Here is a 22,709-nt window from a genome sequence, read left to right as displayed (position 1 = left end):
CCCTCCCACCCCGGACCGACTACAACAGGAGAAATACCCACAGAACCCGGCGAAATGCCTACGGTGGTCACCGGCGGCAGACGTCCTGATACGGAACCCCGGGCAGGCGCCGCCGCCACTCCCCCACCGTCAGCGTCCGCCCGGCCCGCGCGCACACCGCCGCGGCCACCGCGTCGCCGCCGGCGGGCAGGCGGAACAGGTCCCCATCCTGGAAGGTGACGAAGAGCCGGTCGCCGCCGGGCGCGAACGTCACGGCCGGGGCGCCGTCGGCGGCAAGCCGCAGCGCGGGGCCGAGACGCCGGCCGGCCCGCACGTCCCACAGCTGGACGGTCCCGCTCTCGCCCACGGTGGCGAGGGTCTCGCCTCCGGCGTCGAACGCGAGCGACTGGACCGCCTCCGCCGTGCCGTGGAGCACCGGCGGCGCCGGAGACCGGGTCCGGGCGTCCCACAGGAAGACCCGTCCCGTCGGGCCTCCCACGGCGATCAGGCCGGTGGGGCCGGCCGCGAAGGCCGGTGACGCGGTGAAGCCCGACCAGATCGTCCTGCCGGTGACCGCGTCGACGGTCTCGCCGCCGGCGACGATCGTCCGGCCGTCCGGGGCGAAGGCGATCGCGCCCAGCGCGTGGGCGAGGGGCACGTCCCGCACCTGCCGTCCCGTACGGGCGTCCCACTCGGCCAGCCGGGCCCGGTCGGGACCGCGGCCGTTGTCGTCGCGGACCAGCGCCGCGGCGAACAGCCGCCCGTCCGGGGTGAAGGCGGTGCCGTCCACCATGAGGCCCGCGGGCACCCGGTGGGCCCACAGCGGCGCGCGCGTGCGCGCGTCCCAGGCCCGCAGCCTCTCGCCGGGCAGGTCCTTCAGCACCACCGTCCGCCCCGCGCGGTCGAAGTCCGCGGGCGCCCAGCCGTCCGATCCGGGCAGCGGGCCGGCGAACACGCCCCGCGCCGCGTCCCACAACCGGACCGGAGCGTCCTCCTCGGCCTCCACGGCCAGCCACCGGCCGTCCGGGCTCATCCTCGTGTCGAAGATCCCCGGCGAGGGCCGCGCCGGGACGGCCCGGGGGGCGATGTCCACGCCGACCACGCCGTCGGCGAGCAGGCACCGCAGCGTCCGGCCGTCCGGGTCGAGGCGGGCGTCGAGCACGTCGTCCTCCGCCTGGTAGGCGAAGACCTGCCGCCGGTCCCGCACCCGCCACACGCGGACGCCGTGGCCGGCGAACTCCACCAGGAACCGCCCGTCGGGGCTGAACCGCAGCCCACCGCCCACACCCGGGCCGCCAGCCGTGACCGCGCCGAGCAGCCGGCCGGTGTCCGCGGCGACGAACGCGAGCCTCCGCCCGGCGCACGCCAGGACGCGGCCGTCGGGGCTGAACGCGGCGCGCTCGGCGTCGCGCGGGCACGCCCGGCCCGGGCCCGGCTCCCGGACCCGCCCCGGAAGCCGCCACACGGTCACCCCTCCCGCCGCGACCGCGGCCAGCCGGCCGGACCGCGACACGGCGGGCACCGCGTCGGGCCAGCCGCCCTCCGCGCCGCGGCCGTACGTCCCGCCGGTCTTCAGGCCCCAGACGAAGCCGTTGCCGTCCTCCAGGACGCCGAGCGCCGACTCGCCGTCCCCGAAGTCGACCTCGCCCTGGGCGCTCGCGCCGGGAAGGCTCAACTCCGCACGGCGGCGGCCGGTCGCCAGATCCCAGACCACCACCCGGCTCCCCGTCACCACGGCGACCGACCGCGCCCCGGGGCTCAGCGCGACGTCGAACAGGGGGCCGCCGTGGAGCTCCGGCGCCGGGAACCGCCGGATCTCCCGTTGCCCGGGCACGTCGTAGAGCCGTATCTCCCCGTCGGACGCGCTGACGAGCCGGCGGCCGTCGCCGCTCAGCGCCTGCAGGCCGTCGTCCCGCCACGGCCGGAAGGCGGCCACCTCCGGCTGGTAGAGCGAGGACAGGAGGCCGGACCTCGCCTCCGCCCCCGGCGCGAGCCGCCAGGCGGCGACGCTGAGCAGCATCGCGGCCACGGGATCGGTCGTGCGCAGCGTCCCCGAGACGAAGGCCAGCTCCCGGCCGAGCGCCTGGTCGCGCTGCGCGGTGATCTGGTCGCGCTGCTCGCCGATCCTGTCGCGTTGCTCCGCGATCCGGCCGCCCTGGTACGCCGCCAGGCCGCCGCCGGCCAGCGACAGCGCGAGCAGGACGGCCAGCGCCGCCGTGAGGAGGCGGCGCCGCCGCGCACGGCGGCGGGTCAGCGCCGCGGACGCGTCGAGTAAGTCCCGTTCGAGCGGGTTGAGCCGCAGGTGGCGCCGTCCGGCGGCGGCCCAGCCCAGGGCCGCGTCCAGTCGGCTCCCCTGCAGCAGGTCGCCGTCGCGGCGTCCGTGGTCGTCCCACTGCCGGGCCTGGCCGCGGATCCCCGCGTGGACCGGCAGGCCGTCCCACTCGTCCGCGACCCACGCCCGCAGCCGGGGCCAGGCCCGCAGCACGGCCGGGCGGGCGAGGGAGACCTCCCGGTCGCTCCTGCCCAGCACGTAGGCGAAGGCCCGAAGGACCGGCTCCGCCTCGGGCGCCGCCTCGTCCACGGGCATCCGCCGGGTGCCGAGTTCCCCGTCGGGGGAGACCGCCACCAGGCGCAGGAAGATCTGGGGCACCAGGTCCCGCTCGCGGTCGCCGAGCGACCCGTACGCCTCCTCGGCGAGCAGGCCCAGCGCCGGGTCGTTCCCGGCCGGGGCCTCCACACCGCTAGCCGCCCTGGTCCCCTCGGCCAGCAGGCGGCCCACCTCGACCGCCGAGCCGCCGCTGATGAGGGCCATGAGCAGGTCGCGAGCTGAGGGACGGGCCACGGGGTCCTTGGCCAGGGCCGCGCCCACCAGCGGCCGCAGACCCTCGGGGAGCGCGGACAGGTCCGGGTCGGCCGACAGCACGCGGTGCATGACCCCGCCCAGGCTCTCCGCCGTGAACGGATCCCGCCCGGTGGCGGCGAACAGGACGATCCCGCCCCAGGCGAACACGTCCGCCGGGGCGCCGGCCCGCTGCCCGGTGAACACCTCCGGCGCCATGTACGTCGGCGTGCCGGCGACCAGGCCCGCGGTCGTCAGCGACATCTCCAGGGTCCGGGCGATCCCGAAGTCGATCACTCGGGGGCCGTCCGGGCCCAGCAGCACGTTGTCGGGCTTGAGGTCGCGGTGCACCACGCCCGCCTCGTGCACGGCCGTCAGCGCCGTCGCGACCGCGGTCGCCAGCCGGTGCAGGTCGTCCCCGGCGAACGGGCGCCCCTCGGTCACCGCGCGGCGCAGGCTCGGCCCCTCGACGTACTCGCTGACGAGGTACGGCCGGGGGCCGTCGAGGTCGGCGGCGACGACCCGGGCGGTGCAGAACGACGCGACCCGCCGCGCCGCCGCCGCCTCCCTGCCGAGCCGCTCCCTCGTCTCGGGGTCGGCCGCCGCGCCGCCGTGCAGCACCTTGACCGCCACCCGGCGGCCCTCGCCGTCGTACGCCTCGTACACGACCCCCTGGCCGCCGGCGCCCAGCCGCCCGGCGAGCCAGTACTCCCCCAACCGCTCCGGATCCTCCGGACGCAGCCTCCCCGTCACCCCGCACCAGCCTCCTTCCGGCCACCGGGTTGGACGCGGCGGGAGGCGGCGAGGTTCTCAGCGGATCCGGGACCGGTGGGACCTCCAGCGCCGCTCCACCCGGGCGGCCGCGAGCCGCGGGTGGCGGGGCGCGCCCTGCCGCCGCCGGTACGCCCGGGGCTGCGGGGCGGGCAGGTCGTGCCGCCCCGAGACGAACTCCTGGACGGCGATCTTGACCCGGATGACCGGGCGGCGCCAGCGCTCCTCGCGGTGCACGGCCCTGGCCATCCGCCTCGGCTTGGGCCGCCGGGCGACCTCCGAGTAGTACCAGCGGGCCCACGGCGAGCCGGGCCTCGCCAGCCGGACCGCCCCGACGTACAGGCACGGCGGGAAGAACAGCCCCGCGATGCCGCTCCAGATCTTGCCCTTGAGCAGCGTGACGACGGCGAAGACCAGGTTGACCACGAGGAACGCCACGGCCGTCCAGCGGCCCCCGGTGGGCTGCCCGTCCCAGCCGAGCGGGCGCATGCCGAGCAGCAGCAGGCCGGTGGCCGCGAGCGCGACGAAGACCGCGTCGACCGAGGTGCGGCCCTCCTCCTGCCAGTACACGTCCCGCAGGTGCAGGATCAGCGCGAACTCGTCCAGCACGAGGGCCGAGCCGACCCCGAAGACGGCGGCCGTGAAGGAGTACCACCCCGTCGACACCCCGGACAGCACCAGTCCCGCGACGCCCCCGAGCAGCATCAGCACCACGCCGAACACGACGTGGTGGATGTGCGTCTCGCCGACGTTCACGTTGCCGAACCACCGCGCCCGCGCCCGGATCAGCCGCACGTTCACCCGGGTGCAGAGAAACGCGACGATCAGCGCCACGAAGAAGCAGAACAGCGGCAGCCGATGCGTGTCGACGATGCGTTCATGAAACCAGTCAGACATGAAGAGGTCCCCGGTCCTTGATGCTACGGCCCGGTTCGACCACTGCGGCGCTCAGGCGAGGAAACCGCGCAGCAGCGCGGCGGTCCCCTCCAGATGCTCGGCCACGGCGCGCCGGGCCGCCTCGGGGTCGCCGTCGAGGATCGCCTCGACGATGGCGGCGTGCTGAGCGGCCGCGTGCTCGATGTTGGGACGCAGCACGGGGATGGCGTTGAGCAGGTCGGTCACCCTCAGGCGGGCGTCGGCGCAGGCGCCGGCCAGCAGCGGCGAGCCGGTCAGCTCCGCGATGGCGAGGTGGAACGCGATGTCCATCCGGCGGTAGTCGGCCGGGGCCGCGTCGTTCACCGCGGACAGGCGGGCGTTCAGCGTCTCCCGCTGCCGCGGGCCGAGCCGCGAGCCGGCCAGGACCTGGGCCGCGCCGCACTCCACAGCCATCCGGAACGTCAGCGCGTCCTCCAGGTCCGACTCGCCCATCTCGTTGACGGCCCGGCGCAGGTCGCCCTTCCTCGGGCTCGGCGGCCGGTAGACGACGAAGGCGCCCCCGTACCGGCCCCGCCGCACGTCGAGATAGCCGGCCTCCTGCAGCGCGCGGATCGCCTCCCGAAGCGTGACCCGGCTGATGCCCAGCCGCGCCGCGAGCTCCCGCTCGGGTGGGAGCTTGTCGCCGTGGCCCACGACGCCCAGTTTGATCGCCTGCAGCAGGCGCTCGACCGTCTCCTCGAACGCGTTGCCGGCCCTGACCGGCCGCAGCAGCGAGACCGCCCCGGTGACCCCGGCGGCGCCGTCCATCCCGTACCGTCCCTCCGCCCACGCGTCCGGTCCCCGGCGGATTCCCCGCGCCCCTGCGCCGAGGTTAGACCAAATCCCATTGTTGACTAAGGGGCGGAGCTGGTGCTTGCATGCCCTTCAATGGTCTGGTTCCAGACTTTTGGACGGGAGGCGCCGTGCTCAGCGTTGAGCAGCTTCGCGGCGACGTCGATGCGGGCCGGGTGGACACCGTCCTGCTCGCGGTCACCGACATGCAGGGACGGCTGCAGGGCAAGCGCCTGTCGGCGCGGTACTTCCTGGAGGAGGTGCTGAACCACGCCGCCGAGGGGTGCAACTACCTCCTCGCCGTCGACGTCGACATGAACACGGTGGACGGCTACGCCATGTCGTCCTGGGAGCGCGGCTACGGCGACTTCGTCATGAAGCCCGACCTGTCCACGCTGCGCCGCGTGCCGTGGCACGAGGGCACGGTCATGCTGCTGGCCGACCTCGTGTGGGAGGACGGCTCGGACGTCGTCCCCTCCCCCCGGCAGATCCTGCGCCGGCAGGTCGCCCGGCTCGCCGAGCGCGGCTGGACCGCGTACGTCGGCACCGAGCTCGAGTTCTGCGTCTACAACAACGACTACGAGGACGCCTGGCGGCGGGGCTACCGCGACCTGACCCCGGCCAACCTCTACAACGTGGACTACTCGCTGCTCGGCACCGCGCGCATCGAGCCGCTGCTGCGCAAGATCAGGCTCGGCATGGAGGGCGCCGGCCTGTACGTCGAGTCGGCCAAGGGCGAGTGCAACCTCGGCCAGCACGAGATCGCCTTCCGGTACGCCGACGCGCTCACGACGTGCGACAACCACGTCATCTACAAGAACGGCGCCAAGGAGATCGCCGCCCAGGAGGGCCGGTCGATCACGTTCATGGCCAAGCCGAACCAGCGCGAGGGCAACTCCTGCCACATCCACATCTCCCTCCGCGACGAGTCGGGCGAGCCGGTGATGGCGGGCCCTCACGGGCTGTCGGAGACCGGCCGGCGATTCGTGGCCGGGCAGCTCGCGGCGATGCGCGAGCTGACCCTGCTCTACGCCCCCAACGTCAACTCCTACAAGAGGTACGTGGCCGGCAGCTTCGCCCCCACCGCCGTGAAGTGGGGCGTCGACAACCGGACCTGCTCGCTGCGCCTGGTCGGCGGCCACGGCTCCTCCCTCCGCGTGGAGAACCGGGTGCCGGGCGGCGACGTCAACCCGTACCTCGCGGTCGCCGGGATGATCGCGGCCGGCCTGCGCGGAATCGACGAGGAGATGACGCTGGAGGACGCGTTCACGGGGAACGCCTACGACAGCGACGCCGAGCGCGTACCGAGCACGCTGCGCGACGCGCTGGCCCTGTGGGAGGGCTCGCGGACGGCCGAGGACGCCTTCGGCAAGGACGTCGTCGAGCACTACGCCAACAACGCGAAGGTCGAGCTGGCCGCCTTCGACGCGGCGGTCACCGACTGGGAGCTCTATCGGGGGTTCGAACGGCTGTGAAGATTGTCAATCCGGCGACCGAGGACGTGATCGCCGAGGTCGAGATGGCCGACGCGGCCGAGGTGGACCGCGCGGTCGAACGGGCACGGCGGGCCTTCCCGGCCTGGCGGGCCGTCGCGCCCGGCGACCGGGCCCGGCTGCTGCGGCGCTTCGCCGCCCTCGTGGAGGACCACGCGGAGGAGCTGGCCCGGCTGGAGATCGCAAACGCCGGCCACACCGTGGGCAACGCCCGCTGGGAGGCCGGCAACGTCCGCGACGTGCTGAACTACTACGCCGGCGCGCCCGAGCGCGACCACGGCAAGCAGATCCCGGTCGCGGGCGGCATCGACGTCACGTTCTCCGAGCCGCTGGGCGTGGTCGGGATCATCGTGCCGTGGAACTTCCCCATGGTCATCATGACCTGGGGGGTCGCCCCGGCCCTCGCCGCCGGGAACACCGTGATCGTCAAGCCCGCCGAGTGGACGCCGCTGACCGCGCTGCGCCTCGCCGAGCTGGCCCTGGAGGCCGGCATCCCCGAGGGCGTCCTCCAGGTCGTCCCGGGCGAGGGCGAGGTCGCCGGGGCGCGGCTCGTCGAGCACCCGGACGTCCGGAAGATCGTCTTCACGGGGTCGACCGAGGTCGGGAAACTGATCGGCGCGAAGGCCGCCGAGCAGGTCAAGCGCGTGACGCTGGAACTGGGCGGCAAGAGCGCCAACATCGTGTTCGCCGACTCCGACCTGGCCAGGGCCGCGGAGTCGGCGCCCATGGCCGTGTTCGACAACTCCGGCCAGGACTGCTGCGCCCGCTCGCGCATCCTGGTGGAGCGTTCCGTCTACGACGACTTCCTTCTGCGGCTGGCCGAGGCCGTACGAGAGGTGACGGTCGGCGACCCGAACGACCCGGCCTCCCAGATGGGCCCGCTGATCAGCGCCGAGCACCGGGAGCGGGTGGCCTCGTACGTCGGAGACCTGGAGCCGTACGTCACCGGCTCGTGCCCGGCCGGCGCCGGCTACTGGTTCCCGCCGACGGTGCTGGCGGGGTCGTCCTCGGACTCGTTCCGGCGGGCGTTCACCGAGGAGATCTTCGGGCCGGTGGTCGCGGTCGTCCCGTTCGACGACGAGGCCGACGCCGTGCGGATCGCCAACGACACGCTCTACGGCCTCTCGGGGTCGATCTGGACCCGGGACGTCGGCCGGGCGCTGCGGGTGGCCCGGGCCGTCGAGGCGGGCAACCTGTCCGTGAACTCCCACTCCAGCGTCCGCTACTGGACCCCGTTCGGCGGGTTCAAGCAGTCGGGCCTGGGACGGGAGCTCGGCCCCGACGCGCTGGCCGCCTTCACCGAGACCAAGAACGTCTTCATTTCCACGGAGTAGACACATGCAGCGTTTGCAGGACCGCGTCGCCGTCATCACGGGCGCGGGCAGCGGCATCGGGCTGGCCACCGCCCGCCGGTTCGCCGAGGAGGGCGCCAAGGTCGTGGTCGCGGACCTCGACGAGGTCGCCGGGACCAAGGCGGCCGACGAGGTCGGCGGCCTGTTCGTCCAGGTCGACGTGGCTCAGGAGGCCGACGTCTCGCGGATGTACCGGGAGGCGTTCGAGGCCTACGGCAGCGTGGACATCGCGTTCAACAACGCCGGCATCTCGCCCCCGGACGACGACTCGATCCTCTCGACGGGGCTGGACGCGTGGCGGCGGGTGCAGGAGGTCAACCTCACCAGCGTGTACCTGTGCTGCAAGCACGCGATCCCGTACATGCAGCGGCAGGGCAAGGGCTCGATCATCAACACCGCGTCGTTCGTGGCGGTCATGGGCTCGGCCACCTCGCAGATCTCGTACACCGCCTCGAAGGGCGGCGTGCTGGCGATGAGCCGCGAGCTGGGCGTCCAGTTCGCCCGCGAGGGCATCCGGGTGAACGCCCTGTGCCCCGGCCCGGTCGACACCCCGCTGCTGCGGGAGCTGTTCGCCAAGGACCCTGAGCGCGCCCAGCGCCGCCTCGTCCACGTGCCGATCGGCCGCTTCGCCCGCGCCGAGGAGATCGCCGCGGCGGTCGCGTTCCTGGCCTCCGACGACGCGTCGTTCATCACCGCCTCGGAGTTCCTCGTCGACGGAGGCATCTCCGGCGCGTACGTCACGCCGCTGTAAGGGGTTGTGATGGCCCGTCCCGTCATCGGCGTCACGTGCTATGTGGAGCCGGCGAAGTTCACCGTGTGGGACATGCCGGCGGCGCTGCTGCCGTACATGTACGTCGAGCACATCACGCGGGCCGGCGGCCAGCCGGTCATCCTGCCACCCGCCGGGGACCCGTCGTCCCTGGTGGGGCGGCTGGACGGGCTGATCATCGCGGGCGGGGGCGATATCGACCCCGCCCGGTACGGCCGTGTGGCGGCCCCCCAGACCGGATACGTCCGGAAATTTCGGGATGAGGCCGAATTTGGGCTGATGGCGGCGGCTTTACGGGCCGGCCTGCCGTTCCTGGGGATCTGCCGGGGTCTCCAGGTGCTCAACGTGGCCCTGGGCGGCACGCTCCACCAGCACCTGCCCGACGTGGTCGGGAGCATGGACCACTCCCCCGCCCCCGGCACGTTCGGCCGCATCCCTGTACGGCTCTCGCCCCCGTTAGCCACGATCTACGGCGACTCCGACCTGACCCCGGCGCACTACCACCACCAGGCGATCGACCGGCTGGCCGACGGCCTGGAGGTGACCGCCCGCTCCGACGACGGCACGATCGAGGCCGTCGAGGTCATCGGCGCGCCTTTCGCGCTGGCCGTCCAGTGGCACCCCGAAGCCGACGAGGACGGCCCGCTCTTCGACGCCCTCATCCGGGCCGCCGCCTGAGAAACATGCGGGGCTGCCCTGACGTACAAGGCGTACGCTAGGTACATGAACGAAACCGCCCCAGACTTTCCGCCTCCGCCGTACACGGTGCAGGAGGTCAGCACCACCCAGGCCCGCAAGGACCTCGCCGAACTCGTCAACCAGGCGGTCTACGGGCACGTGCACACGATCCTCACCAGGGACGGCCGTCGTCTCGCCCGGATCATTCCCGAGGAGGACGCGTGGTTTTACACACCTGAGTGGCAGGAGAAGCTCGCGAAGGCGAAGGATGATGTGGCGGAGGGCCGCACCAGGACGTTCGAGTCGATGGACGACATGTTCGCCGACCTGGAGACCGAGCGGTGAGATACCGCCGCACCGCTCAGTTCGACGTCGATTTCCGCAGACTCCCGGCCGAGCATCGCAAGCTCTTCCAGCAGGTGGTGTTCGAGCATTTCATCCCCGCATTGGAGCGGGGCGCCCACCTCGGCAAGGCCCCGTGGCCACGCCGGTTACGCATCCACAAAATAGATGACGTCTATTCGCTGACATGGAGCTTCGCGTCCCCGGACGGGCGAGCTCTGTTCACCTTCACGGTCGAGGACGACGGTTCAGGCGAGCTCCTCATCACCTGGCTGGCCGTCGGCTACCACAACATCTACCGCTAATGAGGCAGTCGACGATGTGGCACCGCCACCTCTGACCCATGGGCACACGCCGACCGTCATCGTCTGCACCTGCACGGCCGCCGGCGCCTCTCACTTCGCAACGGCGTCATCCGAGTCCCGGTTTCGGACCAAGGAGACGAGTGCCGTTACGCCCGAGCCCAAGTACAGCGACGAACATATCGCCACCGGAAGTGAATCGAGCCCGGTCGGCTGGATGGCGGACGTCGCCATCAGAGCAAACCCAAGCACCGACCACGCGATCAGCCAAATGGCCGCGACACGGATTACCGACCGACACACACCGGGTGCGGCACGCGCGTGATAGAGGAGTTGGAAAGCGGCGAGCAATGCGGGAACGCCGAGGATCGTGAGCTGCTCGACGAACATAATGGAGATTAGGGTACCCGATAACCCTGTGCATACATCGCCCGTCAAGACGTTGCACCAGAGGCCCACCCAGCCATTTCCCAGCCGGCCCGATCCGTCACCCAGGGCAGCTACCACCAGCGGTGATCCTGCCAGTAGAACGCTCGCGATCGGGAGAATTCTGCGGCGGAAGCTCCATGTACGCGCCTGTTCGGTCAATGATCAGTCCCTTGTCGTCGACGAACCTGTTTCGCATGTCACATATCGCGATCACACGAAGAGTGATGACCTGAGAGAACGCACTGCCTAAGTTTACTCGCGCCCCGATCACGGACCCGACGATGAAGCACACGACGCCTACGATGGCGAGTTTTGTGAGGGTCCACTCGAATTCTCGGCGGCCCACGGCGCACTCCTTGAAGAGACAGCTAAGGCGCCGAAGCCCGAGGCTAGGTCAGGACGCCTCCGCGTTCGGCTTCGCCAAGCCGAACGGGCGGAACTTCATGGTGGGCAAGAGTGGCTTGGGCCTGTGTGGCGACTTTCACGTCCGAATCGTTCCTCAAGATCTCGAGGGCCCATCTCGGTGTGGACGGCATGGTCGCCAGCCACCACCTCACCTCAGCGCAGGGATCAACCAAAAGAATTTGTACGATCTCGTCGTCGAGAGGGACGGACTGGATCAGGGTGAAACGGACGGCAGGAGCCGTGTCTCTGGCGAGGCGCAGGCGCTGCTCGGATCTCGTCAGGGGATTCTGCGCGGCGCCCGCGCGAACCTTGACGTGGGCATCGCCGACAAGAGCGGCAAGGACGGTCGTGTCTGTGGTATGTGCAGCCAGAGCCGATCGAACGATGGGAGAAGAGTCGGATACAAGGCGCGTTGTTACAGCGCCGTCCAAATCAGGCCGTTCCGCAAGTAGGCACCGAAGATCAACATCGGACGACGAACAGATGGCGAGGTGGACCTCCTCGGTGGCGCCGGGGCGATCAGGGATGGTCCAGCGAATGTAGCGATCGGGGTCGTTGACGAGATCGACCAATGCACCCGGCGGACATATCGGGTTTTCCACCAGAATCCGACGGGTTCTTCGATCAGGGTCCTCCGCGAGCTTGCGCAAGACTCCGACCGGCGCGACGGCCCTGCTTGCCAAGGCTCTGCGAACTGTCGGAGAATCGTCATCGGCAAGTCGCCGCAGGATGTCGGCGTCTGTTCGGGGGTCACCGGCCGCAATGACGCGATTACTCACTTTCGTTGCGCGAGCAAGAGATGAAAATTGCTCTCTGCTCAAATATTCACTCATTTTACCCTTGTCCCGATCAGAGATCTCCGACGATCGCGCCGCCGCCGGAAAAAATGCCAACGGCGGCATCACGTGTCGATTCAGCCCATTTCATCCTATCGGAGGATCAGCGGCAGCTTTCCCATTGACCGGGTGGGCAGTAGCCATACTTGGTGACATAGTTCCAGATCAGGCCCGCTTACAGTAGACGGGCTGAGTACCACCCCGTAACCCTGGCCATGATGATGAACCCGCATTTCTGTTTGAACCAGCTCTGACACTCTCCGAGCTGACTCTTCGGACGACTGGCGCTGACTCGGCTGATCCCGTACTTCCAGATTCGGTCGGTGCCGATGGTAGCAATCCGATAGACGATATACTTTGTGTTCTTGTATCTCCTCGCAGACTCTGCCTTGGGATTGAGGAAGGGAACGTCAATCGCGTGCGCATGGGGGAATCGGAGGGAGCAACCATTGCGCCGGCAGTACTGCATAACTTGTCGACCGGCCACATACGCAGTGACCGCTCCAACAACAATTATCCCCAATTCCACCAGGCCGATACCTTCGGCGATGCAGAGGTCCCAGAAACAGTTCCCGCTCAAGTCGATCCCATTGATCGGGTCGGCGAAGACATAGTCGTAAGCGTTGGCGTTGCCTCCTACAACCGGGTCGGTCTGGAGGAATCGGCCTGTAGTGGGGTTGTAGAGGCGGGCGCCCATGAGGATGATGTCGGCGACGGTGTCGCTGGCTCGTTGGGCGCCTCCCAGCCATTCGTAGCGGTCGCTGGTGTTGATAGCTCGATCCAGCCCATATTCGGTTTGTTCGGCGTAGCTGTCCACTCCCGTGGCGCTACTGCTATCGGCGCAGGTGGCAACCACGTCCCCGTGCAGGTTGGTGAGTTGGGGGGTGAGTGTGCCGTCGCTGGTCTGGGTCGCCGCCAGGCCGGTGAACGCCGTGACATTGCGCGTCCAGGTGCCATTGGCTTCGTTGATCCAGGCCGGGGAGTCGCCACCAGAGGCATAGCGATTGGTCTGGGCGCCAGCCGATGAGGTGGTCTGGCGGACGCGACCGAGCGGGTCGAGGGTGAAGGTCTTGGTCGTCGAACCCTGGGTGAGGGTCTTGACCATGTCGCCCGCGTAGTAGCCCGCCGTGACCGCCCCACCGTTCGCCGTGGACGCCGCCGCAAGGGCCGTCGGCCGGCCGAAGGCGTCGTAGGCGTATCCGGAGTCGGTGATCCGGTCGGCCGTGTCGGGAGGATAACACTGACTACGCCCCCGACTCTATGGGCACACAGCCTCTCCATTGTTGATATTCAGCAATACACGATGAACGTGACCGCGTTTCGGAATAACGGTCCATCGTTGATACCAGGACCCATTACCCCACAATTTAATACCCGATTCGTCTAGATGTAGCACTCGTACCACACTATCCGCGCAAGCATGCTCAATAAGCCGGCACCGCCCTGGCGCCTATTGAGACCGTGGGCACCGGTTATCGTCTGAATATTTCTAGAGATGGTCTAGACGCCGCGGTCTTCGGCGACCTCGCCGCCGAGGGGAGAATCGCCCAAAGGAATGGGAACCTCTTCGAAGAGGAGAACCATTTCGACCAGGCGTTGCGGCTCTGGCGGGGTGACGCCCTGTTCGACATGGGACGGACCACGAGCTGGTCGCCTGGGGCGACCGGCTCGACGAGGACCGCCGTTCTGTGACCGAGGACCTGTTCGATGTACGACTGGCACTTGGCTACCACCACGAGATCGTCGGCACGCTCGGCGAGTGGACGAGCCGGCATCCGCTGCGCGAGCGTTCCCACCGGCAGCTCATGCTGGCCCTGTACAGGTCCGGCCGCTCGCACGACGCCTCGATCGCTTACCAGCGCCTCCGGCACCGCCTCGTCGAGCAGACGGGAGTGGAACCCGCCCCCGCCACTCAGGCCCTCCACCACCGCATCCTCGCCGCCGATCCCTTGGTCGTGACTATTTGAGCCGGCTGGTGCGGGCTGTCATCTGTGCCTCGATCCCCCACGAAATGCGCGTACCGGGCCGGTCGGGCGCTGAGCGCCGGCGGGTGACGGGGATGGGCGTGAGCCGTTAGGCTGGCACGACACCAGTGATCCCGTGCGGGAGAGCGTCCTGGCAGCCGGTCAGGACCCCTGAAGGAGCAAGCCCTCCCCGCGAACCTCTCAAGGCAAAGGACCGTGCGGGCCAGGTGTCCTCTGGAAAGAAGGCCGCCCAGGCCTCGCCGAAGGTGAAAGTCCGGCAAAGATCGGACGAAGCTCTCAGGCACCCATGACAGAGGGGGAGGATGCTCTCATCCGTCCTTTCCGAGGTGCGATCATGTCCCGATCCACCCCGCTCCGCGGGGTCCACGAAAGCCTTGGCGCGACCCTGACCGACTTCGCCGGCTGGCAGATGCCCCTGCGGTACGGCAGCGAGTCGGCCGAGCACAACGCCGTGCGGACGGCCGCGGGGCTGTTCGACCTGTCCCACATGGGCGAGATCTTCGTGACCGGCCCCCAGGCGGGCGAGGCGCTCGACCACGCCCTGGTCGGTCATCTGAGCGCGCTGACCCCCGGCCGCGCCCGCTACACGATGATCGTGGACGAGGAGGGCGGCATCCTCGACGACCTCATCGTCTACCGCCTGGGCGACGAGGAGTTCATGGTCGTCGCCAACGCCTCCAACTACGCCGCGGTCGCCGGGGAGCTGGCCGCGCGCTCCGGGGCGTACGACGCCCGGGTGGAGGACCGGTCCGACGCGTACGCGCTGGTCGCGGTGCAGGGCCCGCGCAGCGCCGAGATCCTGGGCTCGCTGACCGACGCCGACCTGGACGGCCTCAAGTACTACGCCATCCTGCCCGCCACGGTCGCCGGGGCGCAGGCGCTGATCGCCCGTACGGGGTACACCGGCGAGGACGGGTTCGAGCTGTTCGTACGCAATGATGACGCCGTGCCGCTGTGGAACGCGCTGTCGGACGCGGGGTCGGAGCTGGGACTCGTCCCGGCGGGACTGTCCGCCCGCGACACGCTGCGCCTGGAGGCCGGCATGCCGCTGTACGGCAACGAGCTCGGCGCGGGCACGACGCCGTTCGACGCGGGCCTCGGCCGGGTGGTCCGGTTCGACAAGCCGGGCGACTTCGTCGGCAGGGCCGCGCTGGCCCAGGCCGCCGAGAGCGAGCCGGCCCGCCGTCTGGTCGGCCTGGTCGCCCGCGGCCGCCGGGTGCCGCGGCACGGCTACCCCGTCACCCGCGACGGCGAGGTCGTCGGGGAGGTCACCAGCGGCGCGCCGTCGCAGTCGCTCGGCAAGCCCGTCGCGATCGCGTACGTGGCCGCGGACGCGGCCGACGCCGGCGGCCTGACGGTCGACATCCGCGGCAGCCAGGAACCGGTCGACATCGTTGACCTGCCTTTTTACAGGAGGACCAAGTGAGCAGCATTCCCGACGAGCTGAGCTACACCAAGGAGCACGAGTGGGTGGCGGGGCTCGACGACGGCCTGACGGTCACCGTCGGCGTCACCGCCTTCGCGGCTGAGCAGCTCGGCGACGTGGTCTACGTGCAGGTGCCCGAGGTGGGGTCCACCGTGGCGGCCGGTGACGCGGTCGGCGAGGTCGAGTCGACCAAGTCGGTGAGCGACATCTTCGCGCCCGTCGGCGGGGAGATCGTGGAGACGAACGCGGCCGTCGTCGACGACCCGTCGCTGGTCAACTCCGACCCGTACGGCGAGGGCTGGCTGTTCCGCGTGCGCATCGAGGAGGAGCCGGACGACCTGCTGTCGGCGGCCGAGTACGGCGCGCTGACCGCCGCCGAGTCCTGACACCGCCCCCCGAAAGGCATTGATCAATGGCGATCAGCGTCTTCGACCTGTTCAAGGTGGGCATCGGGCCGTCCAGCTCGCACACGGGCGGCCCGATGGCGGCGGCGCACAAGTTCGCCCGCGGCCTGCACGAGGACGGGCTGCTGGAGAAGGTCACCCGGGTCGAGGCGATCCTGTACGGCTCGCTCGGGCTGACGGGCAAGGGCCACGGCAGCGACAAGGCCGTCCTGCTCGGCCTGTCCGGCGAGAAGCCCGAGCTCGTCGACGTCGACACCGTCGACGACCGGCTCGCCCAGATGCGCTCCCTCGGGACCGTCCGCCTGTACGGCCTCCACGAGATCCCCTTCGTCGTCGGCGAGGACCTGGTCTTCGAGCGCAAGATCTCCCTTCCCCACCACCCCAACGGCATGCGGTTCACCGCGTACGCCGACGGGACCCCGCTACGGGAGAAGGTCTACTACTCGGTCGGCGGCGGCTTCGTCGTCGACGAGAACGCGACCGGCGCCGACCGGATCAAGCCCGACGACACCGTCCTGCCGTACCCCTTCACGACGGCCGCCGAGCTGCTCGCGCGGTGCGCCGACACCGGCCTGTCGATCTCCGGGCTCATGCTGGAGAACGAGAAGGCCTTCGGCCGCACCGCGGAGGAGATCCGCGAGGGGCTGCTGCGCCTGTGGTCGGTGATGGCCGAGTGCGTGCGGCGAGGCAGCACCCGCGAGGGCGTCCTGCCGGGCGGGCTGAAGGTGCGCCGCCGGGCCAACCAGCTGTTCCGCAGGCTGCAGAGCGAGTCCGACGGCAGGGACCCGCTCCAGGCGATGGACTGGGTGACGCTGTTCGCCCTGGCCGTGAACGAGGAGAACGCCGCCGGGGGCCGCATCGTGACGGCCCCGACCAACGGCGCCGCCGGGATCATCCCGGCGGTGTTGTCGTACTACATGCGGTTCCTCCCGGCTGCCGACGAGGACGGCGTCGTCCGCTTCCTGCTCACCGCGGGGGCCATCGGCGTGCTGTTCAAGGAGAACGCCTCGATATCCGGCGCCGAGGTCGGCTGCCAGGGCGAGGTCGGCTCGGCCTGCTCGATGGCGGCCGCCGGCCTCACCGAGGCGCTGGGCGGCACCCCCGAGCAGGTGGAGAACGCCGCCGAGATCGGGATCGAGCACAACCTCGGCCTCACCTGCGACCCCATCGGCGGACTGGTCCAGATCCCCTGCATCGAGCGGAACGCGGTGGCCTCCATTAAGGCGATCGCGGCGGCCCGGATCGCGCTGCGCGGCGACGGCCGCCACTTCGTGTCGCTCGACAAGGCCATCAAGACCATGCGCGACACCGGCAGGGACATGCTGGACAAGTACAAGGAGACCTCGCGCGGCGGACTGGCCGTCAACGTCATCGAGTGCTGACCTCTAGGCTGGCCGGGTCCCCGGCCGGTCTGGAGGTGTCGTGAAGCTGCGCTCGCACCGGGTGTTCCTGCTCGTGCTGGCCCTGGGCGTGGTGCTGCGCGCCCTCGCCGTGCTCGGGTACCGGCCGGCCCTGTGGTTCTGGGCCGACTCCTTCGCCTATCTCAGCTCGGGCCTCGACCTGCGCCCGCTGGAGTCGCGGCCCTCGGGCTACTCGGTGTTCCTGTGGGCGCTGAGCCCGCTGCACAGCCTGGCCGCCGTCGCCGTCGTGCAGCACCTGCTGGGACTCGCCATCGCGACCTGCGTGTACGCGCTGCTGCGCCGCCGTACGCGGCTGCCCGGGTGGGGCGCGGCGCTCGCGGCGGCGCCGGTGCTGCTGGACGTCCACCAGGTCCAGCTCGAACACCTCGTCATGGCCGACCTGCTGTTCACGGCGCTGGTGGTCGCGGCCGTGACCCTGCTCCTGTGGCGGCCCAGGCCCGCGCCGTGGACCGTGCTGGCGGCCCTGCTGCTGCTCGCGCTCGCCACCGTCACCCGCACGATCGGGCTGCCGCTGATCGCCGTCGCCCTGCTGCTCGCCTGGCCGGGGTGGCGGGCCGCGCTCGCCGGGCTGCTCGCCGCCGCGGCGGTGCTCGGCGGGTACGCCGTCTGGTTCCACAGCGCCTACGGGTCGTACGGCATGGGCGGCAGCAGCATGTGGCTGTGGTCGCGGACCATGACGTTCGCCGACTGCGGGACGATGCGACCGCCCCGCGAGCTGGCCGTCCTGTGCCCATCGGGGCCGAGGCTGGCCGCCCCGGCGTACATCTGGGACGCCCGGTCGCCCATCCAGAAGGCCGGCGCCGACCGTGAGCGACTGGCCGGAGAGTTCGCCTCCCTCGCGATCCGCCGCCAGCCGGTCGACTTCCTGCTGACCGGCCTGCACGACGCCCTGTGGGCCTTCGAATGGGACCGCCGCGTCTACCCCTCCCCCGGGCCGCAGAGCGCGTACGTCTTCCCCGCCTCGGTCAAGCCGTTCAGCCCCAAGGTCGCCTCGGCGGGACGGACGGCCACCCAGCTCACCGCGGCCTACCAGGGCTCGTCCGGGGCCACTCAGGTCGTCCAGCCGTACGCCGGCTGGCTGCGGGCCTACCAGGAGGTGGGCTTCCTGCGCGGACCGCTCCTGGCCGCGATCCTGCTCATCGGGCTCGGCGGGGTGGCGGCCCGGCGCTGGGCGGCGCTGCTCCCCTGGGCGTTCGCCGCGACGCTGCTCCTGCTGCCGCCGCTGATCGCCGCCTTCGACCACCGGTACGTCGTGCCGGTCGTGCCCCTCGCCTGTCTGGCCGCCGGGCTCGCCCTCGGATCCCGGGCCGTGCCGCCCCCGTGGCGGTCAGCGGCGGCGGACGTGCAGCCGGACCAGGGCCGGAAGCTCACCGCCGTCCACCGCGCGGCGGACGCGTGAGACGGCCGTGTCGTCCAGCCGCCGGATCACCTCGTGCAGGTCGGACGACGGGTCGAGCGACAGCGACATCCGCAGCCGGCGCCCCCGCACGACCCTGACCTGGATCCTCCCGATGCCCTCGACGCCCTTCATCGCCACGCCGAGCATGGCGATCCCGGCGCCCGTACGGCTGCCGTACCGGCCCCAGCCGAGCGCCGCCATGAGCCACCGCGTCGCGGCCAGGGCGATCAGGATGGCGGCGCCGGCGGCCAGCGGCGTCGCCCACGAGTGGCGGGTCAGGAAGCCGAGGTCGGCGATCCTCGCACCGGGCCGGTCGCCGCGGGCGTCCAGCGCGTAGACCCCGCCGGCGAGCAGGGCCAGGCCGGCCAGGCCGATTCCGGCGCGGTTCCCCAGATGGCGGTACACGGTCAGGCCCTCCTGCCGCGCAGACGCACGACCACCTCGTAGCGGCCCTGCGCACCGAGCCCGGACAACCGGTCCCCCACCGCCGCGCCGACCTCGCGCAGCAGGTCCCCGACCCGCTGCGTCCCGGTGACCACGGTGACCTCGATCCGGCCGCGCAGGATGCGCACCTGCGCCCTCCGCACGCCCTCGACGTCCCGGGCCGCCGCGGAGAGCGTCCGGCGCAGGCCCGCGCGGGTCAGCCCGATGACGAGCAGCGGGTCGTCCGCCGCGATCGGCACGAGCCGGGGCCGTCCCGGGACCACGGCCAGCGCGACCAGCCCGGCGCCCGCGAGGATCATCGCGACGGCGACGGCGGGCACGGCCGGATGGGCGTAGGTCGTGGCGAGCAGGCGGCGCACGGCCGGCCACATGATCGGCCTGTCCATCATGGAGGCGATGGCCTCGACGGTCGCCGCCCAGCCCGTGAGCGCCAGCGCGGCGGACACCGCCACGGCGGCGGGCCGGCGTCCCGGCCGCAGGGCGCGCACCCCGTCACGCCGGGGCGGCCTGCGCTCCTCCTGGACATGGACGGCCGTCGAGCCCGCCAGGATCTCCTGCACGACGCTCATCAGCCGCTCACCCCTCCCGAACACCGCGCCTGGTCCGCTCGGTAGTCACCTGCCCATGGGTACACCCCGACGCGGCGGGCGGCGGCGCTCACCCGCGCTCTTGCTCGATCATGGGTGTGAGCAGCCGCAGACTTTGCCGTCACGTCGTTAACGTGAACACGGCTCATATATCTGGAGTGCTCGTATTAGGCTGCCGCCATGGACGACCGACAGCGTCTCGACACGGCCACCGCGGGCCTGCGGCCCCCCTTCGCCGTCCTCGACATGGACGCCCTGCGCGCCAACGCCGCCGACATGACGCGGCGGGCCGGTCGCAAGCCGATCCGCGTCGCCAGCAAGTCGATCCGCTGCCGCCCCATCCTCGAACGCGTCCTCGCCATGAACGGCTTCGCCGGCGTGATGGCGTTCACGCTGCCCGAGGCCCTCTGGCTGGTCTCCACCGGGCTGCGCGACGTCCTCGTGGCCTACCCCACCGTCGACGCGGACGCCCTGCGGGCCCTCGGCTCGGACGACACCGCCGCCCGCGAGATCACCGTCATGGTCGACTCCCCCGAGCACCTGGACCTCATCGAGGGCCTCGGCCTGCCGCGGCCCGTCCGTATCTGCCTGGACATCGACGCCGCGTTCGTGACGCTGGCCGGCAGGTTCCGCGCGGGCGCCCTGCGCTCACCCGTCCGCGAGCCGGACCAGGCCGCAGGCTTCGCCGCCGACGTGGTGAGACGACCCGCGTTCCGGCTCGTCGGGCTCATGTCGTACGAGGCCCAGATCGCGGGCGTGGGCGACAACGTCCCCGGGCCGTACGGCCGCGCGATCCGCTGGATGCAGGACCGGTCGCGCCGCGAGCTCATCGTCCGCCGGGGCCGCGTCGTCCGGGCCGTCCGGCAGGTGACCGACCTGGAGTTCGTCAACGGCGGCGGCACCGGCAGCATCGAGAAGACCGCCGCGGAACGGGTGATCACCGAGGTCGCGGCCGGCTCGGGACTGTTCCACCCCAGGCTGTTCGACTTCTACCGGAACTTCTCCGGGCACCCGGCGGCGCTGTTCGCCCTGCCGGTCGTGCGCAAGCCGTCCCCCACCGTGGCCACCGTCCTGGGCGGCGGCTACCACGCCTCCGGCCCGCCCGGGCCGGCCCGGCTACCCCAGCCGTACCTGCCGGCCGGCCTCCGCTACGACGCGAACGAGGGCGCGGGCGAGGTCCAGACGCCCCTGCTCGGCCAGGCCGCCGAGGACCTCCGCGTGGGCGACCGCGTCTGGTTCCGCCACGCCAAGGCCGGCGAGCTCTGCGAGCACTTCGCCACCCTCCACCTCGTCGAAGGCGACCGCGTGGTGGACGAGGTCCCGACGTACCGGGGCGAGGGGAAGGCGTTCCTCTGACCGCCCCTCCCGGCGCCCCGCGGCTCATCGAGGCCGCGCCGCGCGCTCGTCCCGCCGCTCGACAGTGAGGCCGCGCGCTCGTCCCGCCGCTCGACAGTGAGGTCGCGCGCTCGTCCCACTGCCCGGCCGTGGGTCACGGGCGGACGGCGGTCAGCGGCCGCGGCGGCGCAGCAGCACGATGGCGGCGCCGATCACGACGACCGCGCCGACCCCGATGAGCAGCGGCGCGAGGTTCGGCGGCGGGTATTCGTCGCGGGCCTCGCCGTCCTCCTCGGCGTCCTCGGCGTACGGAGCGGGACGTCCCACGCCCACGAAGTCCCCGATCGAGGAGACGAACTCCTCCGCGTTGGCCTTGAGCCTGGCCACCCCGCGCTCGGCGACGCGCTTGGGGCTCACCCGGTCCGCGATGGCGTCGACCGTGCGGGCCAGCTCCGCCCGCGTCCGCTCGATCTCGCGCTCCAGCGCCTCGGGATCGGTGTCCGCCATGCGATCCCCCTCCTGTGGTATTCGTGTGTGATCAGTCTGCCAGGTCGGACGGGCGTCCCGCACAGCGGCCGAGCCGGTAGTTTGGTGGACGCTTGCCCGCCCAACGCCGCGGGTCACCTTCCCAGGAGGACGTCATGAGCAAGCTCGAGCCGGGCGACGCCGCGCCGGACTTCACCCTTACCGACGCCGACGGCCAGGAGGTGTCGCTCGAGTCGTTCCGCGGCAAGCGGGTCATCCTGTACTTCTACCCCGCCGCCATGACCCCCGGCTGCACCAAGCAGGCCTGCGACTTCCGCGACAACCTCGGCGCGCTCACGACGCGGGGCTTCGTCGTGCTCGGGGTGTCCAAGGACGCGCCGGACAAGCTGCGCCGGTTCCGGGAGCGCGACGCGCTGACGTTCCCGCTGCTGTCGGACACCGGCCTCGACGTGCACAAGGCGTACGGCGTGTACGGGGAGAAGACCAACTACGGCAAGACCGTGATGGGCGTCATCCGGTCGACCTTCGTCATCGACGCCGACGGCAAGGTCGAAAAGGCGCTCTACAACGTGAAGGCCACCGGTCACGTCGCCCGCCTGACGAAGGAACTCGGCGTTTCCTGATATATGGGCATTGTCGCGGTCGCGGAAACTGTCGGTGGCGGGAGATACATTCCCCTGCGTGCGGAAGTACACGTACACCCCCGAACTTCTGGCCGAGGCCGCGGCCGTGTCCAGCAGCATCGCCGATGTGCTGCGCTATCTCGGCATCCCCTGGTCCGGCGGCACCCACGCCCACATCAGCCGCCGCCTCAAGCACTTCGACATCGACACCTCCCACTTCCTGGGACAGGCGCATCAGCGGGGAAGGCGCTCACCTCGGCGCCACCTTCCGGAGGACGTGCTCGTCGTCATGGCGCCGGGATCGCCTCGCGAGAAGCCCACCAAGCTCAGACGAGCTCTGCGGGAAGTGGGAGTCCCCTACCACTGCGCAGACTGTAGGATAGGCGCCACTTGGCAGGGCCGACCGCTCACGTTGCACATCGACCATATCAACGGGAACTGGCTCGACAACAGAAAAGAGAATCTACGTTTCCTCTGCCCTAATTGCCATTCTCAGACGGAGAATTTCGCGGGCAAAGGAAAACGACAAGGGGCCGTAGTCCAACGGCAGAGACCGCGGCTTTAGGTGCCGTACAGTGTGGGTTCGAATCCCACCGGCCCCACTCGAATTCTTCCGGTGAAAACGGCGTCATTTATAGCGAGAATCGCACGCCGCCCGTGAATTGAATCTCATGTTCGGGCGCGGACGACCTCGCCT

The 22,709-nt window shown here is 70.9% G+C and carries 24 protein-coding genes, 1 tRNA gene and 2 riboswitches; of the genes, 16 read left to right on the top strand and 9 right to left on the bottom strand.

The features are described 5' to 3' along the window. Positions 1-67: 67 nt before the first annotated feature. From Mco01_RS13555 to Mco01_RS13545, 3 genes are read right to left on the bottom strand one after another with little or no spacing between them, the layout of a single operon-like run. Positions 68-3,571 (bottom strand): WD40 repeat domain-containing serine/threonine protein kinase, encoded by a 3,504-nt coding sequence (locus Mco01_RS13555; protein WP_204057242.1) that lies wholly within the window; start codon positions 3,569-3,571, stop codon positions 68-70. A 57-nt stretch (positions 3,572-3,628) separates the two neighbouring features. Beyond that, a complete protein-coding gene (locus Mco01_RS13550) occupies positions 3,629-4,486 on the bottom strand; it encodes a hypothetical protein (protein WP_232326584.1) in 858 nt (285 codons plus the stop codon). 51 nt (positions 4,487-4,537) lie between these two features. Next, on the bottom strand, positions 4,538-5,272 hold the full coding sequence (locus tag Mco01_RS13545; RefSeq protein WP_204057241.1) for a FadR/GntR family transcriptional regulator: 735 nt from the start codon (positions 5,270-5,272) through the stop codon (positions 4,538-4,540). A 110-nt stretch (positions 5,273-5,382) separates the two neighbouring features. On the opposite strand from Mco01_RS13545, the gene Mco01_RS13540 reads away from it, so the two are divergent. The 6 genes from Mco01_RS13540 to Mco01_RS13515 are packed head-to-tail and all read left to right on the top strand — an operon-like array spanning position 5,383 to position 10,235. Further along, positions 5,383-6,771: a glutamine synthetase family protein gene (locus Mco01_RS13540; RefSeq protein WP_204057240.1), complete on the top strand. Its 1,389-nt coding sequence runs from the start codon at positions 5,383-5,385 to the stop codon at positions 6,769-6,771. After that, positions 6,738-8,123, top strand: coding sequence for an aldehyde dehydrogenase family protein (locus Mco01_RS13535; protein ID WP_425559994.1), 1,386 nt, complete (start codon positions 6,738-6,740; stop codon positions 8,121-8,123). Before Mco01_RS13540 ends, Mco01_RS13535 begins: the two co-directional genes overlap by 34 nt. Before the next feature lie 4 nt (positions 8,124-8,127). After that, positions 8,128-8,892 (top strand): 3-oxoacyl-ACP reductase, encoded by a 765-nt coding sequence (locus Mco01_RS13530; protein ID WP_204057238.1) that lies wholly within the window; start codon positions 8,128-8,130, stop codon positions 8,890-8,892. 9 nt (positions 8,893-8,901) lie between these two features. Next, positions 8,902-9,588: a gamma-glutamyl-gamma-aminobutyrate hydrolase family protein gene (locus Mco01_RS13525; protein ID WP_204057237.1), complete on the top strand. Its 687-nt coding sequence runs from the start codon at positions 8,902-8,904 to the stop codon at positions 9,586-9,588. Positions 9,589-9,633: 45 nt separating this feature from the next. Next, positions 9,634-9,933, top strand: a complete 300-nt coding sequence (locus tag Mco01_RS13520) for a type II toxin-antitoxin system Phd/YefM family antitoxin (protein WP_204057236.1) — start codon at positions 9,634-9,636, stop codon at positions 9,931-9,933. Continuing rightward, on the top strand, positions 9,930-10,235 hold the full coding sequence (locus Mco01_RS13515) for a hypothetical protein (RefSeq protein WP_204057235.1): 306 nt from the start codon (positions 9,930-9,932) through the stop codon (positions 10,233-10,235). The genes Mco01_RS13520 and Mco01_RS13515 overlap by 4 nt, the downstream gene beginning before the upstream one ends. A 90-nt stretch (positions 10,236-10,325) precedes the next feature. Here Mco01_RS13515 and Mco01_RS13510 read toward each other — a convergent pair whose 3' ends face one another. From Mco01_RS13510 to Mco01_RS13500, 3 genes are all read right to left on the bottom strand, one after another. Next, on the bottom strand, positions 10,326-10,622 hold the full coding sequence (locus Mco01_RS13510) for a hypothetical protein (RefSeq protein ID WP_204057234.1): 297 nt from the start codon (positions 10,620-10,622) through the stop codon (positions 10,326-10,328). 428 nt (positions 10,623-11,050) lie between these two features. After that, positions 11,051-11,971, bottom strand: coding sequence for a hypothetical protein (locus Mco01_RS13505; RefSeq protein ID WP_204057233.1), 921 nt, complete (start codon positions 11,969-11,971; stop codon positions 11,051-11,053). 106 nt (positions 11,972-12,077) lie between these two features. Then, positions 12,078-13,007: an RHS repeat-associated core domain-containing protein gene (locus Mco01_RS13500; RefSeq protein WP_204057232.1), complete on the bottom strand. Its 930-nt coding sequence runs from the start codon at positions 13,005-13,007 to the stop codon at positions 12,078-12,080. 356 nt (positions 13,008-13,363) lie between these two features. Between Mco01_RS13500 and Mco01_RS40195 the strand changes: the two genes are divergently transcribed. The 6 genes from Mco01_RS40195 (at position 13,364) to Mco01_RS13470 (ending at position 18,537) form a co-directional block, all read left to right on the top strand. Beyond that, a complete protein-coding gene (locus Mco01_RS40195; RefSeq protein ID WP_204057231.1) occupies positions 13,364-13,594 on the top strand; it encodes a BTAD domain-containing putative transcriptional regulator in 231 nt (76 codons plus the stop codon). Next, complete coding sequence (locus Mco01_RS39780; RefSeq protein WP_275410490.1) at positions 13,549-13,869, top strand: AfsR/SARP family transcriptional regulator; 321 nt, start codon at positions 13,549-13,551, stop codon at positions 13,867-13,869. Before Mco01_RS40195 ends, Mco01_RS39780 begins: the two co-directional genes overlap by 46 nt. A gap of 126 nt (positions 13,870-13,995) precedes the next feature. Further along, a riboswitch (glycine riboswitch) is annotated at positions 13,996-14,093 on the top strand. Beyond that, positions 14,094-14,190: riboswitch (glycine riboswitch) on the top strand. It begins immediately after the preceding riboswitch. Positions 14,191-14,221: 31 nt separating this feature from the next. Further along, on the top strand, positions 14,222-15,313 hold the full coding sequence (gene gcvT / locus Mco01_RS13485; protein ID WP_204057229.1) for a glycine cleavage system aminomethyltransferase GcvT: 1,092 nt from the start codon (positions 14,222-14,224) through the stop codon (positions 15,311-15,313). Further along, positions 15,310-15,699: a glycine cleavage system protein GcvH gene (gene gcvH / locus Mco01_RS13480; protein WP_204057228.1), complete on the top strand. Its 390-nt coding sequence runs from the start codon at positions 15,310-15,312 to the stop codon at positions 15,697-15,699. The genes gcvT and gcvH overlap by 4 nt, the downstream gene beginning before the upstream one ends. 26 nt (positions 15,700-15,725) lie before the next feature. Continuing rightward, positions 15,726-17,099, top strand: a complete 1,374-nt coding sequence (locus Mco01_RS13475; protein ID WP_204057227.1) for an L-serine ammonia-lyase — start codon at positions 15,726-15,728, stop codon at positions 17,097-17,099. A gap of 40 nt (positions 17,100-17,139) precedes the next feature. Beyond that, positions 17,140-18,537 (top strand): hypothetical protein, encoded by a 1,398-nt coding sequence (locus Mco01_RS13470; protein WP_204057226.1) that lies wholly within the window; start codon positions 17,140-17,142, stop codon positions 18,535-18,537. On the opposite strand, the gene Mco01_RS13465 is transcribed toward Mco01_RS13470, so the two are convergent. Together Mco01_RS13465 and Mco01_RS13460 are read right to left on the bottom strand one after the other, a co-directional pair. Continuing rightward, positions 18,466-18,942: a hypothetical protein gene (locus Mco01_RS13465; protein ID WP_204057225.1), complete on the bottom strand. Its 477-nt coding sequence runs from the start codon at positions 18,940-18,942 to the stop codon at positions 18,466-18,468. The genes Mco01_RS13470 and Mco01_RS13465 overlap by 72 nt on opposite strands. 2 nt (positions 18,943-18,944) lie before the next feature. After that, complete coding sequence (locus Mco01_RS13460) at positions 18,945-19,550, bottom strand: DUF6286 domain-containing protein (protein ID WP_204057224.1); 606 nt, start codon at positions 19,548-19,550, stop codon at positions 18,945-18,947. Between the two features lie 198 nt (positions 19,551-19,748). Here Mco01_RS13460 and Mco01_RS13455 point away from each other — a divergent pair, with 198 nt between their 5' ends. Continuing rightward, positions 19,749-20,924, top strand: coding sequence for an amino acid deaminase/aldolase (locus Mco01_RS13455; RefSeq protein WP_204057223.1), 1,176 nt, complete (start codon positions 19,749-19,751; stop codon positions 20,922-20,924). A 150-nt stretch (positions 20,925-21,074) separates the two neighbouring features. Here Mco01_RS13455 and Mco01_RS13450 read toward each other — a convergent pair whose 3' ends face one another. Beyond that, positions 21,075-21,410, bottom strand: a complete 336-nt coding sequence (locus Mco01_RS13450) for a DUF3618 domain-containing protein (RefSeq protein ID WP_204057222.1) — start codon at positions 21,408-21,410, stop codon at positions 21,075-21,077. A 134-nt stretch (positions 21,411-21,544) separates the two neighbouring features. Between Mco01_RS13450 and bcp the strand changes: the two genes are divergently transcribed. From bcp to Mco01_RS13435, 3 genes are all read left to right on the top strand, one after another. Continuing rightward, complete coding sequence (gene bcp, locus Mco01_RS13445) at positions 21,545-22,012, top strand: thioredoxin-dependent thiol peroxidase (RefSeq protein ID WP_204057221.1); 468 nt, start codon at positions 21,545-21,547, stop codon at positions 22,010-22,012. Positions 22,013-22,070: 58 nt separating this feature from the next. Then, positions 22,071-22,577, top strand: coding sequence for an HNH endonuclease signature motif containing protein (locus Mco01_RS13440; protein ID WP_204057220.1), 507 nt, complete (start codon positions 22,071-22,073; stop codon positions 22,575-22,577). Further along, positions 22,542-22,614, top strand: a tRNA-Leu gene (locus Mco01_RS13435). Before Mco01_RS13440 ends, Mco01_RS13435 begins: the two co-directional genes overlap by 36 nt. The last annotated feature ends 95 nt before the right edge of the window (positions 22,615-22,709 follow it).

It is taken from the genome of Microbispora corallina (assembly GCF_016863035.1).
GTDB classification, from domain to species: Bacteria; Actinomycetota; Actinomycetes; order Streptosporangiales; family Streptosporangiaceae; genus Microbispora; species Microbispora corallina.
This window is presented reverse-complemented; position numbering and strand designations above follow the sequence as displayed.

What these genes read in the sequence shown, in the direction of transcription:
- Mco01_RS13550 (WP_232326584.1), bottom strand. Translation starts at nt 4,486, where the DNA reads ATGTCTGACTGGTTTCATGAACGCATCGTCGACACGCATCGGCTGCCG.
- Mco01_RS13545 (WP_204057241.1), bottom strand. Translation starts at nt 5,272, where the DNA reads ATGGACGGCGCCGCCGGGGTCACCGGGGCGGTCTCGCTGCTGCGGCCG.
- Mco01_RS13540 (WP_204057240.1), top strand. Translation starts at nt 5,383, where the DNA reads ATGCCCTTCAATGGTCTGGTTCCAGACTTTTGGACGGGAGGCGCCGTG.
- Mco01_RS13530 (WP_204057238.1), top strand. Translation starts at nt 8,128, where the DNA reads ATGCAGCGTTTGCAGGACCGCGTCGCCGTCATCACGGGCGCGGGCAGC.
- Mco01_RS13525 (WP_204057237.1), top strand. Translation starts at nt 8,902, where the DNA reads ATGGCCCGTCCCGTCATCGGCGTCACGTGCTATGTGGAGCCGGCGAAG.
- Mco01_RS13520 (WP_204057236.1), top strand. Translation starts at nt 9,634, where the DNA reads ATGAACGAAACCGCCCCAGACTTTCCGCCTCCGCCGTACACGGTGCAG.
- Mco01_RS13510 (WP_204057234.1), bottom strand. Translation starts at nt 10,622, where the DNA reads ATGTTCGTCGAGCAGCTCACGATCCTCGGCGTTCCCGCATTGCTCGCC.
- Mco01_RS13500 (WP_204057232.1), bottom strand. Translation starts at nt 13,007, where the DNA reads ATGGTCAAGACCCTCACCCAGGGTTCGACGACCAAGACCTTCACCCTC.
- gcvT (WP_204057229.1), top strand. Translation starts at nt 14,222, where the DNA reads ATGTCCCGATCCACCCCGCTCCGCGGGGTCCACGAAAGCCTTGGCGCG.
- Mco01_RS13475 (WP_204057227.1), top strand. Translation starts at nt 15,726, where the DNA reads ATGGCGATCAGCGTCTTCGACCTGTTCAAGGTGGGCATCGGGCCGTCC.
- Mco01_RS13460 (WP_204057224.1), bottom strand. Translation starts at nt 19,550, where the DNA reads ATGAGCGTCGTGCAGGAGATCCTGGCGGGCTCGACGGCCGTCCATGTC.
- Mco01_RS13455 (WP_204057223.1), top strand. Translation starts at nt 19,749, where the DNA reads ATGGACGACCGACAGCGTCTCGACACGGCCACCGCGGGCCTGCGGCCC.
- Mco01_RS13450 (WP_204057222.1), bottom strand. Translation starts at nt 21,410, where the DNA reads ATGGCGGACACCGATCCCGAGGCGCTGGAGCGCGAGATCGAGCGGACG.
- bcp (WP_204057221.1), top strand. Translation starts at nt 21,545, where the DNA reads ATGAGCAAGCTCGAGCCGGGCGACGCCGCGCCGGACTTCACCCTTACC.